Consider the following 21,340-nt stretch of genomic DNA (forward strand, 5'->3'; position numbering starts at 1 on the left):
AATTTTCTCAACGAGAGGGGAACAACACACATGATTGAAGAGGATAAGCAGGAACTATTGATTTCAGAAGATACATACAAAGGAAGAGATTTAGGCGTCACATTAGAAGCACAAACCTGTCACTTCAAAGTCTGGTCACCGTTAGCTGTTCAGATGGAACTACTTCTGTACCCACCTTTGACAGGGGGGAGCCCGGAGGAAGAGCCCAATCAACGGAAACAGCAGGCGTTACCTATGCAAAAGAAAGAACAAGGCGTCTGGGTTCTGGAACTGGAGGGCGATTTAAGTAACTACCGTTACATGTACAAGCCTACTTTCGAAAATGGACATTCAACCCATGCTGTAGATCCCTACGCACGAGCAGTGACCATGAATGGAGAAATGGCTGTAATTGTGAGACTGGAGCAGACACATCCGAATGGATGGAGTGAGGATATTCGCCCGGAATTGACCAGTCCTGTAGATGCAGTCCTGTACGAACTGCATGTACGTGATTTTTCCATTCACTCATCATCGGGTATAACGAATAAAGGTAAATACATGGCTTTCACCGAGACGGGTCTGCGTGATTCGGAGGGCAACACACTGGGGATCGATCATTTGGTTGAACTCGGAATTACCCATGTTCATCTGCTCCCCGTATTTGATTTTGCGACGGTGGATGAATCCAGGGTGGATGGTGATACGTCTGATGCCTCCAACTATAACTGGGGATATGATCCACTTCATTACAATGTCCCGGAAGGGTCCTATGCATCACGTGCAGATGATCCGGAGACACGGATTCGTGAGTTCAAATCAATGGTGCTTGCCCTTCATAACAAGGGAATAGGTGTCATTATGGATGTGGTATATAATCATACGTTTGATACGGCAGGCAGCTCTTTTGAAAAACTTGTACCAGGGTACTACTATCGTCAAAACGCTGATGGTACCTATAGCAATGGCTCAGGTACGGGCAATGAGGTAGCTACTGAACGCACCATGGTTCGTAAGTTTATCATCGACTCGGTCCGTTATTGGGCAGAGGAGTACCATGTTGATGGTTTTCGATTTGATCTCATGGGCCTGATCGACACAACTACGATGAAACAGCTTGCAGCGGAATTGCACACAGATGTGTCACCTTCCATATTGTTATATGGTGAACCATGGGGCGCGCTGGATTCGCCGCTTGGGGATGATATGACTCTAAAAGGAACGCAGAGCAGAGCAGGTTTTGCTGTGTTTAACGATAATTTCCGCGGAGTGATCAAGGGAGACAGTGATGGCATGGGGACGGGATTTGCGACGGGTGCGGACGGAAAAGAAGACGAATTGTGGACTGGCGTCCGGGGAGCCATTCAAGATTTTACGGATGGTCCATCCGAGACGATTAACTATGTAACAGTGCATGATAATCTCAACCTGTGGGACAAAGTCGCACGTACACAAGGACTCCACGATACCTTGAATTTCCTCACCTATGACGAGGATGGAAGTATTCGTGGATGCCAGAGTGTGGAGGAGGCCGTAGAGAAGGCTAAGCCTTACCTGCAGATTGATCCGGAACACATTCTGGAGAATGAGACCGTTAGGCGTAGTCTGCTTGCCAGTGGTATCGTTCTAACCTCCCAGGGTGTTCCCCTGATCGCGGCTGGAGATGAGCTGCTTCGCAGCAAATATGGGGACGCCAACAGCCACCAGAGTGGAGACGCAGTCAATGCCATACATTGGGAACAGAAGAAGCTGTTCAAGCCGGTATTTGATTATTATCGTGGGCTGATCCGTCTTCGGCGAGAACATCCAGCCTTTCGGCTTCGTACCCGGGAAGAGATCGAGAAGCATGTTCGTCTAATCGAAAAAGGTAATGGGCTGCTAGCCTATGAACTGAACGGTACAGCAACCAGCGATTCATGGGAACGTATTGTTATCATATACAACGCGGCAAAAGAAAACCTTGACATCGCTGTTCCCACAGGGACATGGAATGTGATTGTAGAAAAAGGACAAGCAGGCGTTAATACGATACGTACCGTACAGGGCGAACAGGTAAATGTGAATGCGCTATCCATAACGGTGATGTATTCCAATTCCTAATGAACGCAATGCTAGCCAAGAATTGAAGAGCCCAACAAACCATTAGTAAAATGGCTAACAAGGCCAAGTTCAAGATTCCAATCAAATCTAATCAAATAAATTGAGATAAAACAAATCCTCCTTTCTCGAAAGAAAGGAGGATTTGTTGATGCATCAGAGCCATTGGCTTGGTCTTAGAACTATACATCGTCATATATCGACCTTCTTTATGTTGTGCATCAGTTGGGCATTTTTAATCTCAACCAAATGACACCCTGCATTATATTCTTGTATACTCCAAACTTTTTTTGTCAGGACAGGTACAAATGCTGTCAATCTATGGCGCTTGTTTTCATATCTATATTTTGAAAGCGATTGCTAATTGAATACGCAAATTGGACCGATATGATGAGTACAGACAACCCCGGGTTGACAAATCACGTCCCGCTCCGTAACATCGGGACAACACGAAAACAATGGATATAAAGGCGGTGGGAACGATGCCGGAATGGACTTCTTTTCGTTACGAAGGCAACGATCTTGGCTTAACATATACTCGTGCTGCAAGTACTTTTAAATTGTGGGCACCTACGGCACAACAGGTTTATATATTGATTTTTGACGATGAAGGGCATTACAACGATACTGGTAAAGTACAAGATCATGAAAATGGGCAGGAACATACTCTGACGCGCGATGCGGACGGAATATGGAGTCTGAAGCTCAGCGGCGATTGGGCAGGACATTATTATATGTACCGCATTATCCATGATGAGCAGCGGATTGAAGTGGTTGTTGATCCTTATGCCAGAGCGGTAACGGCTAATGGGCAACGAACGGCTATTATAGATCCGGAGACCACCAATCCGGTTGATTGGGACCTGGATGTCAAACCTGCTTTTCTGCGTCCTGTCGATGCTGTGTTATATGAGTTGCATGTCCGTGATTTCTCCTCGGATCCACATGCAGATATTCCGTATAAGGGAAAATATCTGGCATTCACGGCATCTGGACTGACGGATAGAGCTGGCAATAGCATTGGGGTAGACCATCTTGCCGAACTGGGAGTCACTCATGTACATCTTCTGCCTGTGGCAGATTATCAGACGGTGAATGAACTCGCTACAGCAGATGTGGGTTCAAATGTCAGAGCACCATACAACTGGGGGTATGATCCCCAGCATTATAACGTTCCCGAAGGTTCGTATGCGACAGATCCACGTGATCCGGCAGTTCGCATCCGGGAGTTCAAATCCCTGGTTCAATCGCTGCACAGACAAGGCATTCGCGTTGTTCTTGATGTTGTCTATAATCACACGTATAGCGTGGAAGAGGGACCTTTTGAACGGATTGTACCAGGCTATTATTACCGTTATCGGGAGGATGGCACCCTCAGTAATGGTTCTGGTGTAGGCAATGAATTGGCGACAGAACGTCCAATGGTGCGAAAATATATTTTGGATTCTCTCCGATATTGGGCAGAAGAATATCATGTGGACGGATTTCGATTTGACCTCATGGCCCTGATTGATACGGAAACGATGAATGAATTGACACGCGAATTGAAGGAACAGATCGATCCGGCGTTTCTGATCTATGGGGAACCCTGGATGGGTGGAGATTCACCTTTGGACCGCAAAACATTAAAAGGAACCCAGCGAGGTCAGGGGTTTGCAGTATTTAATGATCACTTTCGCAGTGCAATCAAGGGCGATAGTGATGGCAGCGGCAGAGGGTTTGTCACGGGTGCCGGAGGACAGGAATATGAGATTCTCAGAGGATTAGCCGGAGCACTGGATGATTTCACATCTTCACCTGTGGAAGTTGTCAATTATGTAACTGCCCATGACAATCTTAATCTGTGGGATAAAATTGCAACAACAATGAACCTTAGACATGAATTAGGATTTCCCGTATGGAAGGACGGACAGCCCGTGGGTGGCGGGAGTGCTGAGTCCGCTGTAAAAGCAGCAGATCCTTATCGGTATGTGGATGCAGATGATGTTTTGGATCATGAGATGGTTCGTCGCTCGTTACTGTCTTCCGGCATTCTGCTTACTTCTCAGGGAATTCCGTTTCTGCATGCAGGGGATGAGATGCTCAGATCCAAAGCCGGTGATCATAACAGTTATCGGAGCGGGGATGCGGTGAACGCTATCACATGGGCCAACAAATCACGGTTTAGACCGGTGTTCGACTACTATCGTGGTCTCATTCATTTGCGGCGAACACATCCTGCTTTTCGTATGATTGATGCAGAACAGGTACGAAATCACCTTCGTGTCATTCGTGGGGATGGCAATGTAGTTGCCTTCATACTTCATGATGGTGCGAATCAGGACACTTGGAATCAGATTATGGTCATCTATAACGGAACGGAGCACCAACAGCATGTCGACCTGGGGGAAGGGGACTGGCATGTTGTAGTCAATGATCATCAGGCAGGCACAGAATTGATCGAGACTGTTCGTGGTACTGTTCAGGTAGAACGATGGTCCTTAATGGTATTGTATGACACAGAGCATGCTGGAGGCGCTGAACCATCAACAGTGGAGATTAGTTTTCCTCGCCAGGTATATAGTCCACAGGAGACCACTCAACTGCGAGCGATCGTACGGGACAGCATTGGTAATGTGGTAGAAAAAGCTCCAGTTACCTGGACTTCTTCTGATCCGGCTATTATTCAGATCCAGCCTGATGGAACAATCCATGCACTGGAACGGGGGGAAACTTCGATTACAGTCCACTGTGGGGACATAACGGCAAGCTGTATGTTACAAGTGGATTATCGTCATGCTGAACGAATCGAAATTGTGGGCGAACCAGTCATGTACATGACTCGAATCAGTCGCTTCCGTGCTTTGGTTCTGGATCAATTTGGTCAGCCGCTTCAGGATTCAAATATACGCTGGAGCTCTTCTCATCCAGAACTTGCAGCGGTGAGTGCAGCAGGGATCGTACGTGCGATGACACCTGGAGTAACCCATATTATTGCTGAAGCTGGAGGAATCCGGGCAACGCTTGCCGTGACGATTCATAAACAGATTTCGCGAACCGTCACGCTTCGATACGAACGGGAAGACCAACATTATGAAGGTTGGGATGTCTGGGTATGGGGCACAGGTATGGAGGACGGAGCAGTACGGCTGGAACAAGTCGGAAATGCCGCCGAAGCCCGCTTCCGCGTTGCTCCGGGTCTGCATCACCTGGGATTGATCATTCGATTGAACGAATGGGAAGCTAAAGATACGTGCGGAGACCGTTACGTGGACATTGTACCTGAAGATGGGGATGTGCACATTATTGTCCGTAGCGGATCAGACGAGATGCAGATCATTCGTGAAAGTGAAAAAACAGAGGATCGTGATAGCGCATAGTTTCTTAATTTATAACGTCGAACGTAGTTCGTCAAAACCTTGTTAAATCAGCAGTTGGAAGAGATTCCAACTGCTTTTTTGGTCTGATTATAAGCCGCATAACTTGCCAAAAAATAAAGAATTGTCCTGTTTCGTGTTTGAGATCCTCTAACATTGGGGTAAATATAGATATGGCCCACGATTCGGCCAAAGGAAAAAAGACCATTATGGTCTATAAGCGACGCTTTAGCGCTTTCCAACAAATATAATGTAGTGATCCCTTGAAGGAGGATGTTCAATCATGAAATCCAACGGAAAAATGGCTCAACTTACAGCAACGCCAAGAACGGAAAAGAAAGGTGCAGCACTGCGCCTGTTAAGACAAGGCGGACGAGTTCCCGCAGTCGTTTACGGCCCGGGACTTGAAGGTGCTTCAATACATGTAGATGAAAAAGAAATGCTGAAAGTGGCACGCACAGGCCGCTCCGAAATGTTCAACCTGAATGTTGAGGGCGGTAAAACGGTTCCGGTGCTGATCAAGGATCAGCAAGAGCGTAACGGACGTTTGCTGCATGTAGACTTCCTGCAAATTTCCAAGAACAAGCCGATCAGCGTAAGTGTATCGATCGACTTCCAGGGTACAGCGGCTGGCTCAAAAGCTGGCGGTGTATTCCAGACACAAGAAACACAATTGGAAGTAGAAGGATTGCCTGCGGATCTGCCAACGTCCATTGAGGTGGATGTGAGCGGATTGGATATTGGCGATCGCTTGACTGCTGCGGATATCAAGCTGGATAAAGGTTTGACACTCATAACATCACCTGAGTCCATCATCGCGTCCGTCATGCCGCCACAAGCGGCTGAGGAAGAGCCAACAGCTTCTGCTGAGGAAGCTGAACCGGCAGCTGAAGAAAAAGCTACAGAAGAATAAGCGAAGCTCAGGGATCTCATCAGATCCCATGCTTAGCCGAAGCCCAGTCCTAGTGACTGGGCTTTTTATATTTCCAGGACAAACATATGGAAGTGAAATACATGTGAAAAATATTGTAACACCCCAGCCACCAATCCACGAATTAACTGATTGGAAGCGTAATGTCAATTAGCGTTCCCCAGCCGGGCTTGCTCTTGATGCGAAGCTCACTTTTATGACCGTAAGCAAGCTGAATTCTTCTCTGTGTATTAATAAGGCCGATGTGGTTTGCATCCGTCGAATCACTAAACAACCTCGTGTGAAGCTCGACCATTCGCTCCTCCGATATACCGTTGCCGTTGTCAATGATGGCCAAGCGGAGGGAATTGCCACAACGCTGAATCTTGATCTTGACTGCCAGCTTCTGATCCGAACGACTCAAGCCATGCTGTAGGCTGTTCTCGATCAGTGGCTGGAAGATCAGCTTGGGCACATGGTACTTCTCTAGCTCCGCGTCATACTCCCACCAAATGTAAAATCTCTCCCCATATCTTGTTTTCTGTATCGCTGTGTAGCTCTTCGTATTGGCGATCTCCACGTTAAGCGGCACAAGTCCATTTTGCCCGTCCAGGGAGTACCGCAGAATATCGGACAAATGCTCCACGATGCTCGTTAGCTCATTTGGCCCTTCGGTATAACCTGCTGCCTTCCAATGTATCGTCTCCAGCGTATTATAGAGAAAATGAGGGTTGAGCTGCGATTGTAGGGCGGCGAACTGGGCGGCTTGCGTTTTATACTGGCTCTCTGAAAGTTGAACGCGCATATAGTTGTGCTCGATAAAATTTTGAAGCAAGCTGCGGATGATATGGCTGTGAACGCTGTTACCCTTTGTGCGGTGTAGAGGGAGCGGTTTGCCTTGTTCTGCTGCGCCGAGAATGGACATGATGATCTTAAGGTCCAAATAATTCTTCTTCGTCAAATGAAAGGCTAGCAGAAGCGCTGCGAGCAACGCCATGATCATCAGCACAGCCCCGATGCGAAGCAGGCGATTAAGCGCGGTGTACAGGGTTTGCTTTGGAGTGACGGAGATGAATACCCAGTCATAGGTCTTGGAGTAAATCATATTGATCAAGGCCTCGTCATTCGGAGTTTGTGTCGTAATAAAGTTGCTTTTACTTGAAATGACCTGTTCCAATTCCTCGGGACTTAGCTCGTACCGGGCGTTATTGCGGAATATAACAGAGCCCTGTTGATCTACAACGGCGAGCAGCTGCCCTTTTGCTGTTGAGAGATCGTTCAATCTGCGTTCAATATACTCCCGTTTGATATTAAGGACGATAACACCGCGAGTGTCATCTGACACCTTGAAATTGCGGTACATGGTAATGACATCTGCATATTCAATCTCTTCGTTCAGATTATAGCGCGGAACCGCCCGGCTTTCCGTCCAGATTGCTTCGTGATGCTCATGCTTTAGATAGCTGTCGTACCATAAGTGGTCTGGATCCTCTCCAAGCTCGATGAAGCCTCCGGTAACGGATGAAATGTAGCGCTGGTTGTCGTTATTTAGAAAAATATAGATGGAATCAATATAGGGGCTGGCAATGGAGGGTGAATCGATAAAATTTTTTAAGACCGCCAGTTGTTGGTAATCCTCTGCCGATGGCAGGGGCTTGTTCAGCATACCCTTGAGGTTCATGAACTGGGTCGTGCTGGCGATGATATGCAGGTTCAGGGAGTTCTGTTCATTGAACAGAAGTTCAATGTTCTCCTTGGTCTGCTTAAGCATGTTCATGTTGTTGTTGTTAATTCCGTGAACGACGTACTGCTGAATCAGGAAGGCGGACAGAGCACCGAGAACGAGGAGAGGGATCAGCATGGGCAAAAGGAAGGTCAACAGGTTCTTGATGAAAAAGCGGACGGTGGTCGTGATCATAAGTTATTCCTCGTTCCGATATTCTCTGGGAGTCATGCCGAAAAAGCTCCGGAACATTCGCGTGAAATTCTTTGCGTTACTGTACCCGACGATTTCGCTGATCTCGTACGTCTTGCAGTAGGTAGTCTTCAGAAGTACGGCCGCATGTTGCATGCGAAGCTTCGTCACATAATCCGAGAAGTTCTCACCGGTCTTGGTCTTGAAGTATTTGCTTAAATAGAAGGGGTTAAGAAAAACATGCTTTGCGGCGTTCTCCAGGGTGGCGGCGGACAAGTTATCCTGCAAGTAAATCTTAACCTTCTCGATGGTCTGGTCCGCCAGGCCGCTCTCTGCGGTTGATGCAGAGAGGGGAGGGGCAGGCATTTTTGCATTGTCCATTTCGCTTCGGAGATGTCCGAACACTTCGGCGATTTCCGTGTATTTAGTAGGTTTTGTCAAATATCTCTTGACTCCATACTGTACGGCCAACTGCGCGTATTCGAATTCCTTGAAGCCACTTAGAAGAACAACCTTGACCTCCGAGCCTTGTCGGTATAGCCGTTCTGCTACATCAATGCCCGACAAGGAGGGCATGCGGATGTCACAGAGAAGCACATCCACAGGCTGCTCCTGGATAAAGGCGAGTGCAGCCTCACCGTCGCACGCTTGCCCGACAACTTGATAACCGAATTCATGCCATGGGAAATAGTTACTTAGACCGTTGCGAATTTCGCTCTCGTCATCGGTGATTAGAAGATTGTACACGGCCCACACTCCCTTCTTTTTTATTAATTCTTAAAATTTGATACCTTTCTGGTCTTACGGAGGCATGGATGCCAAGAAATGATTCCAAAAGCTAATGTAAAGTGTCTTTAATTAATCGTCATATTGACGTTAAATAAAGTTACAAGAAGAGAGACATGATTGAAATGTTAGGGGGCGTTCGCAAGAAAATGAATCTTATATTTGAAATATAGCATAAGTGGCCTATGAAAAATATGTAGTTTTCCCCAAGAAAAAAGAGAAAAAAGTGTGGGATTTCACAGGTGCCTTCATAATAGGGTTTTAGGATGTTCTTTTAAATGTTAACAAACATAACATAAAACTGCTTATCGGCATACCAAATATTGAGGCAAAGGAGGGGCTGCGCATGCTACTAGAGCTTAAGGACGTAAGGACCGTTTTCAAAACGGAAAAAGGGGAAGTCACTTCGGTGGACCGGGTCAGCCTTAAGCTGGAGAAGGGGGAAACCATCGGTATCGTCGGCGAATCGGGCTGCGGTAAGAGTGTCACTTCTCTCTCGATCATGAGGCTGCTCGGCAAGAACGGCAGCATCAGGGAGGGGGAAATACGGTTCATGGACAAGGATCTCGCGAAGCTGCCTGAGGCCGAGTTGCGCCTGATTCGCGGCGGAGATATTGCGATGATCTTTCAGGAACCGATGACCTCACTCAATCCGGTGTTCACTATTGGAAATCAATTGACGGAAGCCATCCGGCTACATACCGAATTGAGAGGCAAGGCTGCTGAAAGATACGCAGTCGAAATGCTTGAAAAGGTCGGCATTCCCCGTCCTGAAGCGATTATGAAGAGCTACCCACACTCTCTATCCGGGGGAATGAGACAGCGGGTGATGATCGCAATGGCACTTTCCTGTAAGCCGAAGCTACTCATCGCCGATGAGCCTACGACCGCACTGGACGTGACGATTCAGGCACAGATTCTGAATCTGATGAAGGAGCTCCGCGAAGAGATGGGTGCCTCGATCATGCTCATCACCCATGATCTCGGCGTTGTTGCGGAGATGGCGGACAAGGTTGTGGTCATGTACGCCGGTCAGGTGGTCGAGGAAACGGACGTGTTTACCCTGTTTGAGAAGCCGCTTCATCCTTACACGCAAGGATTGATGAGATCCATTCCCCACATTGAAACTGATGCCGATGAGATGCTGACCTCCATCCCGGGCGCGGTGCCTCCACTTACCAACATGCCGAAGGGCTGCCGATTCCATACTCGCTGCGAGTTTGCCGCAGGGAAATGTCTTTCCGAAGCGCCGAAGCTGCTTCCGGTTCAGGAGGGACATCAAGTGCGCTGCTGGATGTCACAGGATCCCGGTGCCTGGAAGATGCGAGAGGAGGGGGTCATATGACGCTTGCGGAACGCAGAGTGGCCCAAGAACCTCTGCTTAAAATCGAAGGCTTAAAGACGTACTACCCCATCAAACGAGGATTGTTATCCCGCACAGTCGGGAATGTCAAAGCAGTGGACGACATTTCGCTGGAGCTGTACCAAGGAGAGACGCTAGGACTTGTTGGTGAGTCGGGCTGTGGCAAGTCGACCATCGGCCGGAGCATCATTCGACTCGAGAATCCAACGGCCGGCCGAATCTGGTTCGAAGGGCAAGAAATTACGACAAGCAAAATGTCGGACCTCCGCGAGGAACGAACGAAAATGCAGATGATTTTTCAGGACCCCTACTCCTCTCTTAATCCCCGGATGCGGGTGCAGGAGCTGCTGGCCGAGCCAATGCGGGTGCATGGCTTGGCCAGTGGAGCAGAGCTAGAGGCAAGAATAGATACCCTTCTGGATACGGTTGGCATTCCCCGCAGCTACAAGCAGAGATTCCCTCATGAATTCTCAGGCGGCCAGCGGCAACGCATCGGCATCGCCCGCGCACTCTCCATGAACCCGAAACTCATTGTGTGCGATGAGCCAGTATCCGCGCTCGACGTCTCCATTCAGGCACAGATCTTGAACCTGTTGAAGGAGCTGCAGCGGGAGCTCGGACTCACCTATTTGTTCATCGCTCATGGTCTAGGGGCGGTTAAGTACATCAGTACCCGCATCGCTGTTATGTACCTTGGTAAGGTGGTTGAGATCGGAACGAAGGAACGGATCTTTGCGAGTCCGCGCCATCCGTATACCCAAGCTTTGCTCAATGCTTATCCGGTACCGGATCCCCGCAAGCGTGGACAGGAGCGAATCGTTCTTCAGGGAGATGTGCCAAGTCCCGCTAGTCCGCCGTCAGGCTGCCGGTTTCATACCCGTTGTCCGTTCGTTCAAGCAAAGTGCAAGGAGGAGGAGCCTCTTCTGCAAGGAGGAGAACACGCAGCGGCTTGTCATTATCCATTGACTACAGGATAAATCGCAAGAGAGGAGAGAGAGCATGTTTACTTACGTCATTCGCCGCATTTTGATTGCGATTCCCGTCTTGTTTGGCATTACGATTATCAACTTTGTCATCATCAACCTTGCGCCGGGTAACCCGATCGACATGTACATGACACCGGACACACCTCCGGAGCTGCTTGAGTTGCGTAAGGAGCAGCTTGGATTGAACGATCCGATCATCATTCAATATTTCAAATGGCTAGGGCAACTGCTGTCCGGCAATCTCGGATACTCTTTCAGCACAAGCGAATCCGTTATTTCGCTCATCGGTGAGCGTCTGGGGCAGACGGTGCTGCTCGGCATCTGTGCTCTGTTTATTGGCCTTTTGATCGCGCTGCCGATCGGTATTATGAGCGCTGTCCGGCAAAACTCGAAATTTGACTACCTCATGACTGGACTATCGTTTGTCGGAACCTCGATTCCCCAGTTTTTCCTTGGTCTCGTGTGCATTTATATTTTCGCTGTTCAACTGGGCTGGCTTCCCGTCGGCGGAACGGAGGATCTTGGTGGAGGAGGAGGGTTAGGCGACCGAATCAGTCATTTAGTGCTTCCTTCCATAGCACTGGCCGTCGGTATTGCGGGACGCAAAGTGCGTTATATTCGGGCCAGCATGCTGGATGTACTGAAGCAGGATTACCTGCGAACAGCGCGAGCCAAGGGGCTCAAAGAGTTTTATGTTACCAACAAGCATGCGCTACGCAACGCTCTGATTCCGATCATTACCGTCGTCGGAATGGAAATCCCGATGCTCTTCGGGGGAGCCGTCATTGTTGAGCAGTTGTTTCAATGGCCGGGCATCGGTCAGTTGACCATCCAATCGATCATGTCCCGCGACTATTCCACCATCATGGGCCTTAATCTGGTCGCTGCCATCATTGTGCTGGCCGCCAATCTGCTCACGGATATTTTCTACTCGGTAGCCGATCCTCGCATCCAATATCATTAAATTAAGGCTTATTACTGTGAAACGAACACGAATGAGAGGAGGCGGACTCGATGTCTGCTGTACATACCCCAGTCGCCGGAGGAGTCATTCTTCCCATTCAACAAGAAGAGCCCGAGGGTGTCTTCCGGCAAATGGCCCGGCGTTTCCTGAAACATCGGCTGGCCGTCGCCGGTCTTGTCGTTACCTTGCTGCTTATCCTCATCGCCATCTTTGCCCCGTGGCTCTCCCCGCATAGCCCTTATGCGGTAACCGCCGAATTTTCTGCCGCGCCTTCATCTTCCCATTGGCTTGGAACTGACCAGGTGGGAAGGGACGTGCTGTCTCGTCTGCTATACGCGACGAGAGTCGCTGTCACGGTTGGGTTCGGAACGGTCGCTCTGTATGTGGCGTTCGGAACGATCATCGGTCTTTGGTCTGCTTATGTTGGTGGCTGGGTCGACATGATGGTCATGAGAATTACCGATATGTTTATGGCATTCCCCTACATGATGGTTATTCTCGTTGTCGTCAGTGTGCTTGGACCAACGCTTTGGACGCTCGTACTTGTTCTTGCTCTGTTTTCCTGGCCGTCCATCGCCCGACTTGTCCGGGGGAGTGTATTGACGCTCAAGCAAATGGATTACATTAAAGCCGGAGTCGCTCTGGGGCTCAGCACGCCGCGCATTGTCTTCCGTCACATCCTGCCGAACGCGCTGGCACCGATCATCGTAAATGCGACCTTTGGTGTTGCGGCGGCAATCATGGCGGAGTCAGGGCTGAGTTTCCTAGGCATGGGCGTACAGCCGCCGACCGCCAGTTGGGGCAATATGCTGACGGACGCTCAATCCATTAGCGTCATGACCGACCAGCCCTGGCTTTGGCTGCCTCCCGGAATCATGATTCTGGTGACGGTGCTCGCCATCAACTTCGTAGGTGACGGGCTGCGCGACGCACTCGACCCTAAACAATAAACCACAATGCAGCTCTCAAATATGGCATTCAAAAAGATAATCAGGTGGAGGAGATCAGATGAAAAGGGTGCGTAAAGTTTGGATTTGCGGAGTACTGACATTATTAATGGTATTGGTCGCGGCCTGCGGTTCGAATTCTGGCAGCAATAAAACAACGTCTCCGGGATCGGATGGCGAGAGCGCTTCTGCTTCCGGAGGCTCCGGTCAGCCTCTTTATATCGGTCTTGTGAATCCGGTGACAACATTCGATGTCTTCAATCTGGACAATGCAGGTGTTTTCGTTAACTCGTTGATGAGCGATACGCTTGTTGCGATGAACAGCGAATATGGATTCGATCCGAAACTTGCTGAATCAATCGAAACGACGGACAACCGGAACTTCACCATCAAGCTGAACAAGAATGCTAAGTGGAGTGACGGGGAATCGTTCACGGCGGACGACGTTGAGTTCACATTCCGGATGTTCACGGACGTTAACGTGAAGACACTCCTCAACATGACGTTTGTCACTGGACTGAACGAAGCCGGTAAGAGAGAGGAGGGGCAGACGGAGCTGGGATTTTATGAGAAGGTTGATGATTACACTTTTGTTATCAAAACGAAAAACCCGATGGAGACGAATCAATTCAAGAGTCAATTCGGCACGTACTTCCGCTTTTTGCCAGAGCATATGTTGAAAGATGTAGCCCCGGTGGACCTGAACAAGAATGAATTTATGATGAATCCTACGGTCACCAACGGGGCCTACAAGTTCGTCAAATTCGCCAAGGACCAGTACGTTCAGCTGACCGCGAACGAGCAATATTACGAAGGTGCGCCAAATATCAAGAATATTTACATCAAGATGATGCCGGCGACAAATCTGGCAGCGCAGCTCCAGACAGGGGACATACAGTTGACTTCTCCGGGTGTAGGTCTTATTCCGGTGCAGGATTTTTACAAGGTAGCCAATATGGCGAATGTGACTACGGGCTACGGCGATGCGAACAATCCGAACATTATGTTCATCAATTCGAAGAAGTTCCCGGATTCAAAAGTGCGGCAAGCAATTGCTTATGCCATGAACCGCCAGCTTATTGTAGATCAATTGCTCAAAGGACAAGGGGAACTCGTGGATGGCATGCTCGGCCAAAACCACCCTTACTACAATAAGGAAATACCACTGTATGGCTACGATCCGGAGAAAGCGAAAGCACTGTTGGAGGAAGCGGGCTGGGACTTCAATCAGACGATTGAATTCGTCGTTCCGACAGGTAACAAGATCCGTGAACAAGCTTCTGACATCATTGCGGAGAATCTAAAAGCAGTCGGTCTGAAGGTACAAGTGACAAAGCTTGATTTTCCGACAACCTATCAAAGAGCACTTAAGCACGATTACGACTTGACGATAATTAATCTCGGATTCATTCTCGATCCGAACTCCGTGCTAGGGCTGTTCAAGACAGGAGTCAGCTTCAATATCGCAGACTATTCGAGCACCGAAGTCGACGAGCTGCTGGTCCAAGGAGCGGAGGAGCTGGAGCCATCCAAGCGTTTCGAGATTTATAAGCAGGTTCAGCAAATCCTGCACGACGATGTTCCGGTTATCGCTCTGTTCGCTGACAAGCAAATGTATGCTGCGGCCAAAAATCTAGACCTTGGCAAAGGCCTTGAGACCAGTACAGTCGGCCTGACAAACAATGTCGCCAAGTGGACGTTCAACCCATGATCGAATAACGACTAGCTTCGGTTCAGGGAGGAGCTGTAGATGCCAGGTTTGAAAAAGGAGAGACCACCTTTGCTGAGCGTTGAAAGTCTCAAGACGTATTATCCGATCCGGCAGGGCATTTTCTCTCAGGTCACAGAATACATCAAGGCGGTCGATGGTGTCAGCTTCTCGATTCGCGAAGGAGAAACGCTCGGTCTTGTCGGAGAATCGGGCTGTGGTAAGTCGAGTGTCGGTCGCACGCTGCTTCAACTAGAGACTCCTTATGAAGGAAGGGTTCTCTATGCGGGCCGGGAATTGGCAGAACTCGGCAAGAGGGAACTTCGCCGAACCCGGGCGAGCATAGGGGTGATTTTCCAAGACCCATACTCCTCGCTTAACCCCCGGATGAGGATCAGTGATATTCTGGCAGAGCCTCTGCTAGCGCACCGACTCGAGAGCCGTTCGTCTGTTCGGGATCGGGTGGATATGCTGCTTGAAACAGTCGGAATTTCGAAAGAAGACAAAAGTCGTTATCCTTATGAATTTTCAGGAGGACAGCGACAGCGTATTGGCATTGCGAGAGCTTTGTCCCTAAACCCCAGGCTGATCGTGTGTGACGAGCCTGTTTCCGCTCTTGACGTCTCTATCCAGGCACAGATTCTGAATCTCCTGAAAAAGCTCCAGAAGGAGGAGGGGCTCGCTTATCTATTCATCGGACACGGTCTAGGCGCCGTCCGCTATATCAGTGATCGAATAGCGGTCATGTATCTGGGAAAGATCGTGGAGATTGCGAGCCGGGAGAAGCTGTTCAGGGTGCCGAAGCATCCCTATACGAACGCCTTGCTTAGTGCAAATCCGGTAACAGATCCCAGGCTTCGTTCGCAGAAGCGGTTTATCATCCAAGGGGATGTGCCTAATCCGGTTCGCCCGCCAGGTGGCTGTCGTTTCCATACGCGCTGTCCGATCGCCAAAGCAATCTGTCGCGAATTTGAGCCGGAGCTCAAGGGTCACGATCATGCCGTTGCCTGCTTCGCATTTGATTGACCGATAGCCGGTACTCAAAGTATTTGCTGCATCTGTTGCATCCTTTGCCTGTGAATAATGAAGATTAGCCAAAATGAAGGAGAGAGGTGTTTAGGATGAATGAGAAGATCATTGAAGAGGTTACTGCGTATATCGAAGGGAAGAGAGATGTATTTATTGATGTAAGTGACTCGATCTGGGGCTTCGCTGAGACGCGATTCGAAGAGTTTGAGTCAGCAGATTTGCTCTGCAAGGAACTGGAACGTGAAGGGTTTTCCGTTGAGAGAGGTGTTGCCGGACTCGCCACTGGCTTTATAGGCAGCTTCGGGAACGGTTCCCCGATCATTGCAATTCTTGGTGAGTTTGACGCCTTGGCCAGTCTTAGCCAGCAAGCGGGGGCAGCGGTATTCAATCCTGTTGTGCCAGGGACAAATGGACATGGATGCGGGCATAATTTGCTCGGAGCAGGATCTCTTGCGGCTGCCTTTGCGGTCAAGAATTATTTGCAGGAGCATCAAATCTCCGGCACGGTTCGCTACTATGGCTGTCCGGCTGAAGAGAGTGGATCCGGTAAAGCCTACATGGCCAGATCAGGCTTGTTTCAGGATGTCGACGTCGCTTTTTGCTGGCATCCTACCACGATGAATGTTGTCATGCATATGTCCTCTCTTGCCAATCTACATGTGCACTTCAAATTCGCAGGCCGCAGTGCCCACGCTGCAGCCGCGCCCCATCTCGGACGAAGCGCGCTGGACGCGGTCGAGCTGATGAACGTGGGAGTGAACTACTTGCGTGAGCATATGATTTCGGATGCCCGAATCCACTATGCCGTGACGAATACAGGCGGCTTCGCACCCAATGTTGTTCAGGCGGAAGCAGAAGTGAATTATTTGGTTAGGGCGCCGAAGTCCTCCCAGGTGGCTGACCTGTTCGAACGGGTTCTCGATGTTGCTCGTGGAGCGGCTCTGATGACGGGAACCAAGATGTCATATCACTATGAAGGTGGAGCGTCCAATCTCATTCCGAATGCGACCCTGGAAGGCAAAATGCACGAGTTCCTTAGTGGGCTGGAGCTTCCCATTTATACGGAGGATGAATTGGCCTTTGCCCAAGAGATCTTTGCTGTGATCCCGGATGAGGATAAGACGAGTGCATCGCGGCAAAATGGCAAGGGGGTTCATGACATGCTTTCGGCTCGCCCTCTTGCGAGCTTCGTTGCTCCACTTATGGAGACAATGCGCGTTATGCCGGCGTCGACGGACGTTGGAGACGTCAGTTGGAATGTGCCAACTGCGCAATGCGGCACGGCGACCTGGGCTTACGCGACGCCAATCCATGCCTGGCAGACCGTTGCGCAGGGCAAAAGCGGCTATGCCCACAAAGGCATGCTGCTCGCGGGGAAAGCGATGGCGTGTACTGCCATTGCAGCGCTGCTCGATCCTGTGCTCATCGAGATGGCAAAGGCTGAACTGACGGAAAGGCTGGATGGAGAGTCATACGTTAGTCCGTTCCCCGATGAGGTGATGCCTCCGAATCTTTCATTTTCTCAAAGTACTGGCGGAGCAGCAACTGAACAAACAACGATGAATGTGTAATTCCCATCCAAATGAATATAGAGAATGACAATGGCAGAGAAAGACCATCGAAGCAAAATAAAGCTTCGGGCACCGCAGGAGCAAGTCAGCGGCTGGCCAGCCGCTGGTTACACCGAAGCTAAACGTACTGCCATCCGACGCAACTCTGGAGAGAGCGAATAATCCACCAGAGGGGTAACAACGGTCGGAGCTACTGGACGCTGCGGAAAAAGTGCATGGAAAGTGAGAATATACTACAATAAACCTGAACATAGGCTTGATCAAGTGATGAGAACCAGTGCAGATGAAGTCAAAGGAAAAGAAAGTGGGTTTATTTCAATGTTTGACCCAACGGTGTATGACAATCTGAAAGTCGGGTTTGAGAATTATCTCTATGATATGGATAACCTGGACGAACGTATTCAGATTACAGGGCGTAAAGATCGGCTGGAGATGGCAGTGATGTCCAGAGAGTTCACAATAAAATTCTGTCTTAGGGATCGCCCGGAAGTAACAGGGGAAGTCGTATTAAGCAGTTCCCTTGAGGAGCTTGCAGCGGAGATCCTGGAGACGCCTGGTGCAAATCCGGGTTGCCGCTTGGAACTACGGTTTAGTACGGTTGTGAAGGACCCTGAGAAGCAGTGCCCGGTTATTCGTCCGATCTTACAGAAGAGCTGGCCTGAGCAGAGGATGTGCCAGAACATCCGATATATCTTTGATGAACAGCCAATCATGTATAACGTCACGGCTCATGTTTATTTTGACCGCAGTGTGAATGAAGACCAGATGGGGGACATTGCTGAACTCTGTGAGCATATGGCGAATGTGATGAATCAATTATTACAGTTGCATAACTAGTAATTCCGAGAAAAGTCTTGTCTCTTTGTAGAGATCAGGGCTTTTTTTGTATTATTTTTAGAAAATTGTATAGGCTTTCAGGCTTAGGTTTAAGGCCTTTTAGGTTAATGTTTTACGCAAGCAAGTAAGAGAATGTATATTAAAGGGGGGTAAGAGTGCAATTGGACTATACAAAAATGGTGAAATTGCGAAAATAATATTGGGACTAAAGATTTAGTTCTGTACTAAAGGAACTAGTTTTCCTTGCCGATAAAATATCGAAGGGGAGAAACTACATGACAGAGAAATTAATTCGTCTGCTGCGTATACTTCAGGCTATACAAGCAAATCCTGGAATTTCGGCCAAGGAATTGGCGCTGAAATGCGGTACGACTGTACGCACGATTTATCGTGATCTCCGGATTTTGGATAGGGTCGCCCCGATTATGAATGAAGGATACGGCAAAGGTTACCGATTTATTGGTGAGTTTGCAATGTATCCATTAGATTTTACTGAACAGGAAGCAATGGTTTTCTCCTTGCTCCCGTCCGTAGTTGATACCTCCAAGTTACCTGCTGAGTTTGATTCAGCTTTTGACAAGGTTATGTCGGCTCATACCAAATTAAAATCAAGAAACAGTGACATTGTAGAGAATATTGCGGGAATTATTCGGATGGGCACGCCAGCTTATCGTGAGGAAGGAAAAGACCCTAATCTGCTGATTCCCATCATCGAAGCTATTCTAAGCCAGCAAACCATTCGTACTCAATATCATACGCTGACAAGAAATGAGATCACAGTTCGCGATATCGATCCCTATTATCTCATTCCACGTGATCAACGTTTTTATTTGATTGGATACTGTCATTTGCTGCAAAAAGTTCGATTGTTTCGAATTAGCCGTTTTTTGGATGTGACACGAACAAATGCCGGTTTCGACATGGGTGATTTTAACATAACACAGTACATGAAGAACACCTGGTCTATTGACCGTGGCGACGAACATATCCATTTCAAGGTAAGATTCTCTGAGAAAGTGGCCCCCTACATAAAAGAAGAAGAAATGTTTGTTCGCCCGCGAATGACGAATATGTCGGATGGGGGATTGTTATTTGAAGTGACACTGAATAGCAGCAGAGAATTTTTGAAATGGTTGTATCAATTTGGGCCCGAGGCAGAGGTACTTGAACCTCGTGAGTTTCGTAGAGAGATACGCAGGCAACTTGTGGAGTGGTTGGAACATTATGAAACCGATGTACCATTGCTAAAATAAATTTTAATTATGGAGAAATACAGGAAAAGGAGCAGGTCATATGAGCACCAAATTATTCGCAGCTATGTATGGGATGGACCACTACCATGGAGTACAGGCTTTACATGTGGGGGATACCGTGTATCTCGTCAAAGATCCAGATAATCGTTTGGATCATCAAGCGATTAAGGTTGTTATTCCCCCGATTGGAGCTGTAGGTTATATCGTGAATGATCCGCTTGTCGTACCTCATGGATGTTGGACCGGGACGGCATTCTACGATGTATTTCATCAACTAACGTGTGCCAAAGTACGATTCATGATGAGAGATATGGTTATTATGGAGTTAATTGAGATGAGTCACATTCCTGTTCCGCAGATGGATTCTTTGATTAAGGGATGGCAATTTCGTGAAAAAGCTTGATCATCGTAACAGAAGAAAGGCTCATTTACGGATGAGCCTGGTATAGGTCGCTTCCAGATGCATGGCTGTTCTTGCCCAACTGAAATGTGCCCTTGCGCTGTCTCGGCCAGACTTCCCTAACATCTCGGCAAAAGTGGGATTGCTTGCAAGTTTGTAAAGGTAAGAGGTGAAACGTTGGGGACGCTTATAAGCGGTGACAAGGTATCCATTGATACCTGATTCAATAATCTCACGAATACCTCCGTTATCCGAAGCAATGACGGGTAATCCTGAAGCCATCGCCTCAACATTTACCAGGCCAAAAGCTTCATGTTCTTGAGACGGACAGACCAGACAATCGACTGCCCGGTACAACTGATCGATATGTTCATGGTTTATCTGACCACGGAAGGAAACATGGACTTTTTGTTTTTGGGCAAGTTCGCGAAGTTTACGCATGTAATACGGAGGTCCTTTGCCTGCAACAACCAGTTGAACAGGCATCTGTTGCTGAAGGAGGGCAGTTGCACGAATTAATACATCTACACCTTTTCCAGGAATAAGCCTGCCGACATACAGAATGGAGAATGGTTTAGTTACTCCAAATTTTGTACGCAGATGAATCTGTTCTTCGCTGGATTCAACAGGCCTGAAGCGGCTTAGATCTGCACCCAATGGGACAACACTCATCCGATGTTTTACCAACGGAAATCTGCGGCCTAACCTTTGTCTCAGGGATTGACTATTGACGGCAATCCAATCGGCTTTTTTCATTAATGTGAGTTTGGAAGGTCCGGGCTGGGCAAACGTTAACGAGTGAAGATAGAGTACAACAGGTGTGCGTGGAAAAGCTCGTTTGATGGTCGCCATACTGCGTGGCCTGTTATCCACTTGAATTACATCAAAGGGTTGTTTGGATAACAAACGTATGACTGCTTTGGTGTACATGACAGGACTCGACGCAGGGACACGTTGAATGGTGATCCCGTCGATCTGTTCCGTGGCGGCGAGGCCTTCCATTTGACGACTTATAATGGTCACCTGATGGCGATGGGCTAGTTCACGAGCGATGCCCAGGATACAGATTTCCACAGAACCATTACCAGGCAAAGGCAATTTCTCGGGTGCAACCATAGCTATTTTCATGATCAGGCTCCTCCTTGTCCGACATCTGTAACAATCTTCGTCATATATCTTATGAGAAGCTAAAGCATTTGGCTCCTGCGAAATGGTAGATGAACCACCCATATAAGCATG

At 48.6% G+C, this 21,340-nt stretch carries 17 protein-coding genes; 14 read left to right on the plus strand and 3 right to left on the minus strand.

What is annotated here, in order from left to right; genetic code table 11:
- The first annotated feature begins 30 nt into the window (after nucleotides 1-30).
- The 3 genes from pulA (NSQ38_RS12405) (at nucleotide 31) to NSQ38_RS12415 (ending at nucleotide 6,345) form a co-directional block, all read left to right on the plus strand.
- Nucleotides 31-2,079, plus strand: coding sequence for a type I pullulanase (gene pulA, locus NSQ38_RS12405; RefSeq protein WP_339789507.1), 2,049 nt, complete (start codon nucleotides 31-33; stop codon nucleotides 2,077-2,079).
- Between the two features lie 479 nt (nucleotides 2,080-2,558).
- Nucleotides 2,559-5,435 (plus strand): type I pullulanase, encoded by a 2,877-nt coding sequence (pulA, locus tag NSQ38_RS12410; RefSeq protein WP_339789510.1) that lies wholly within the window; start codon nucleotides 2,559-2,561, stop codon nucleotides 5,433-5,435.
- A gap of 280 nt (nucleotides 5,436-5,715) precedes the next feature.
- Nucleotides 5,716-6,345 carry a 50S ribosomal protein L25 gene (locus NSQ38_RS12415; protein WP_076212356.1) on the plus strand — a complete coding sequence of 210 codons (630 nt, stop codon included), beginning with the start codon at nucleotides 5,716-5,718 and terminating at the stop codon, nucleotides 6,343-6,345.
- Nucleotides 6,346-6,487: 142 nt separating this feature from the next.
- On the opposite strand, the gene NSQ38_RS12420 is transcribed toward NSQ38_RS12415, so the two are convergent.
- Nucleotides 6,488-8,260, minus strand: coding sequence for a histidine kinase (locus tag NSQ38_RS12420; RefSeq protein ID WP_339789514.1), 1,773 nt, complete (start codon nucleotides 8,258-8,260; stop codon nucleotides 6,488-6,490).
- Between the two features lie 3 nt (nucleotides 8,261-8,263).
- Nucleotides 8,264-9,004: a response regulator gene (locus NSQ38_RS12425; protein ID WP_339789517.1), complete on the minus strand. Its 741-nt coding sequence runs from the start codon at nucleotides 9,002-9,004 to the stop codon at nucleotides 8,264-8,266.
- Between the two features lie 379 nt (nucleotides 9,005-9,383).
- Between NSQ38_RS12425 and NSQ38_RS12430 the strand changes: the two genes are divergently transcribed.
- The 11 genes from NSQ38_RS12430 (at nucleotide 9,384) to NSQ38_RS12480 (ending at nucleotide 20,104) form a co-directional block, all read left to right on the plus strand.
- Nucleotides 9,384-10,388 (plus strand): ABC transporter ATP-binding protein, encoded by a 1,005-nt coding sequence (locus NSQ38_RS12430; RefSeq protein WP_339790503.1) that lies wholly within the window; start codon nucleotides 9,384-9,386, stop codon nucleotides 10,386-10,388.
- On the plus strand, nucleotides 10,385-11,383 hold the full coding sequence (locus tag NSQ38_RS12435; RefSeq protein WP_339789520.1) for an ABC transporter ATP-binding protein: 999 nt from the start codon (nucleotides 10,385-10,387) through the stop codon (nucleotides 11,381-11,383). Before NSQ38_RS12430 ends, NSQ38_RS12435 begins: the two co-directional genes overlap by 4 nt.
- Before the next feature lie 22 nt (nucleotides 11,384-11,405).
- The gene (locus NSQ38_RS12440; protein WP_339789523.1) at nucleotides 11,406-12,356 is read left to right on the plus strand and encodes an ABC transporter permease; all 951 of its coding nucleotides are present in this window, start codon (nucleotides 11,406-11,408) and stop codon (nucleotides 12,354-12,356) included.
- A 50-nt stretch (nucleotides 12,357-12,406) separates the two neighbouring features.
- Entirely contained in the window at nucleotides 12,407-13,306 is a 900-nt protein-coding gene (opp4C, locus tag NSQ38_RS12445; RefSeq protein WP_339789526.1) for an oligopeptide ABC transporter permease, read from the plus strand.
- Between the two features lie 58 nt (nucleotides 13,307-13,364).
- Complete coding sequence (locus NSQ38_RS12450) at nucleotides 13,365-15,014, plus strand: ABC transporter substrate-binding protein (protein WP_339789529.1); 1,650 nt, start codon at nucleotides 13,365-13,367, stop codon at nucleotides 15,012-15,014.
- Between the two features lie 39 nt (nucleotides 15,015-15,053).
- Nucleotides 15,054-16,037, plus strand: coding sequence for an oligopeptide/dipeptide ABC transporter ATP-binding protein (locus NSQ38_RS12455; RefSeq protein ID WP_339789532.1), 984 nt, complete (start codon nucleotides 15,054-15,056; stop codon nucleotides 16,035-16,037).
- Between the two features lie 95 nt (nucleotides 16,038-16,132).
- Complete coding sequence (locus tag NSQ38_RS12460; protein ID WP_339789535.1) at nucleotides 16,133-17,611, plus strand: M20 family metallopeptidase; 1,479 nt, start codon at nucleotides 16,133-16,135, stop codon at nucleotides 17,609-17,611.
- A 30-nt stretch (nucleotides 17,612-17,641) separates the two neighbouring features.
- A complete protein-coding gene (locus tag NSQ38_RS12465) occupies nucleotides 17,642-17,773 on the plus strand; it encodes a hypothetical protein (protein WP_339789538.1) in 132 nt (43 codons plus the stop codon).
- A gap of 105 nt (nucleotides 17,774-17,878) precedes the next feature.
- Nucleotides 17,879-18,448, plus strand: a complete 570-nt coding sequence (locus NSQ38_RS12470) for a hypothetical protein (protein WP_338588288.1) — start codon at nucleotides 17,879-17,881, stop codon at nucleotides 18,446-18,448.
- A gap of 275 nt (nucleotides 18,449-18,723) precedes the next feature.
- Nucleotides 18,724-19,701, plus strand: coding sequence for a WYL domain-containing protein (locus NSQ38_RS12475; protein ID WP_338588287.1), 978 nt, complete (start codon nucleotides 18,724-18,726; stop codon nucleotides 19,699-19,701).
- 40 nt (nucleotides 19,702-19,741) lie between these two features.
- Entirely contained in the window at nucleotides 19,742-20,104 is a 363-nt protein-coding gene (locus NSQ38_RS12480; RefSeq protein WP_237176987.1) for an HIRAN domain-containing protein, read from the plus strand.
- A 21-nt stretch (nucleotides 20,105-20,125) separates the two neighbouring features.
- Here NSQ38_RS12480 and NSQ38_RS12485 read toward each other — a convergent pair whose 3' ends face one another.
- Nucleotides 20,126-21,229 (minus strand): glycosyltransferase family 4 protein, encoded by a 1,104-nt coding sequence (locus NSQ38_RS12485; RefSeq protein WP_339789541.1) that lies wholly within the window; start codon nucleotides 21,227-21,229, stop codon nucleotides 20,126-20,128.
- Between the last annotated feature and the right edge of the window lie 111 nt (nucleotides 21,230-21,340).

This window comes from Paenibacillus sp. FSL R7-0313 (genome assembly GCF_037969885.1).
GTDB lineage: Bacteria > Bacillota > Bacilli > Paenibacillales > Paenibacillaceae > Paenibacillus.

Bases quoted from the DNA above. Each gene is read 5' to 3' on its own strand.
- pulA (WP_339789507.1), top strand. From the start codon at position 31: ATGATTGAAGAGGATAAGCAGGAACTATTGATTTCAGAAGATACATAC.
- pulA (WP_339789510.1), top strand. From the start codon at position 2,559: ATGCCGGAATGGACTTCTTTTCGTTACGAAGGCAACGATCTTGGCTTA.
- NSQ38_RS12415 (WP_076212356.1), top strand. From the start codon at position 5,716: ATGAAATCCAACGGAAAAATGGCTCAACTTACAGCAACGCCAAGAACG.
- NSQ38_RS12420 (WP_339789514.1), bottom strand. From the start codon at position 8,260: ATGATCACGACCACCGTCCGCTTTTTCATCAAGAACCTGTTGACCTTC.
- NSQ38_RS12435 (WP_339789520.1), top strand. From the start codon at position 10,385: ATGACGCTTGCGGAACGCAGAGTGGCCCAAGAACCTCTGCTTAAAATC.
- NSQ38_RS12440 (WP_339789523.1), top strand. From the start codon at position 11,406: ATGTTTACTTACGTCATTCGCCGCATTTTGATTGCGATTCCCGTCTTG.
- opp4C (WP_339789526.1), top strand. From the start codon at position 12,407: ATGTCTGCTGTACATACCCCAGTCGCCGGAGGAGTCATTCTTCCCATT.
- NSQ38_RS12450 (WP_339789529.1), top strand. From the start codon at position 13,365: ATGAAAAGGGTGCGTAAAGTTTGGATTTGCGGAGTACTGACATTATTA.
- NSQ38_RS12455 (WP_339789532.1), top strand. From the start codon at position 15,054: ATGCCAGGTTTGAAAAAGGAGAGACCACCTTTGCTGAGCGTTGAAAGT.
- NSQ38_RS12460 (WP_339789535.1), top strand. From the start codon at position 16,133: ATGAATGAGAAGATCATTGAAGAGGTTACTGCGTATATCGAAGGGAAG.
- NSQ38_RS12465 (WP_339789538.1), top strand. From the start codon at position 17,642: ATGGCAGAGAAAGACCATCGAAGCAAAATAAAGCTTCGGGCACCGCAG.
- NSQ38_RS12470 (WP_338588288.1), top strand. From the start codon at position 17,879: ATGAGAACCAGTGCAGATGAAGTCAAAGGAAAAGAAAGTGGGTTTATT.
- NSQ38_RS12475 (WP_338588287.1), top strand. From the start codon at position 18,724: ATGACAGAGAAATTAATTCGTCTGCTGCGTATACTTCAGGCTATACAA.
- NSQ38_RS12480 (WP_237176987.1), top strand. From the start codon at position 19,742: ATGAGCACCAAATTATTCGCAGCTATGTATGGGATGGACCACTACCAT.
- NSQ38_RS12485 (WP_339789541.1), bottom strand. From the start codon at position 21,229: ATGAAAATAGCTATGGTTGCACCCGAGAAATTGCCTTTGCCTGGTAAT.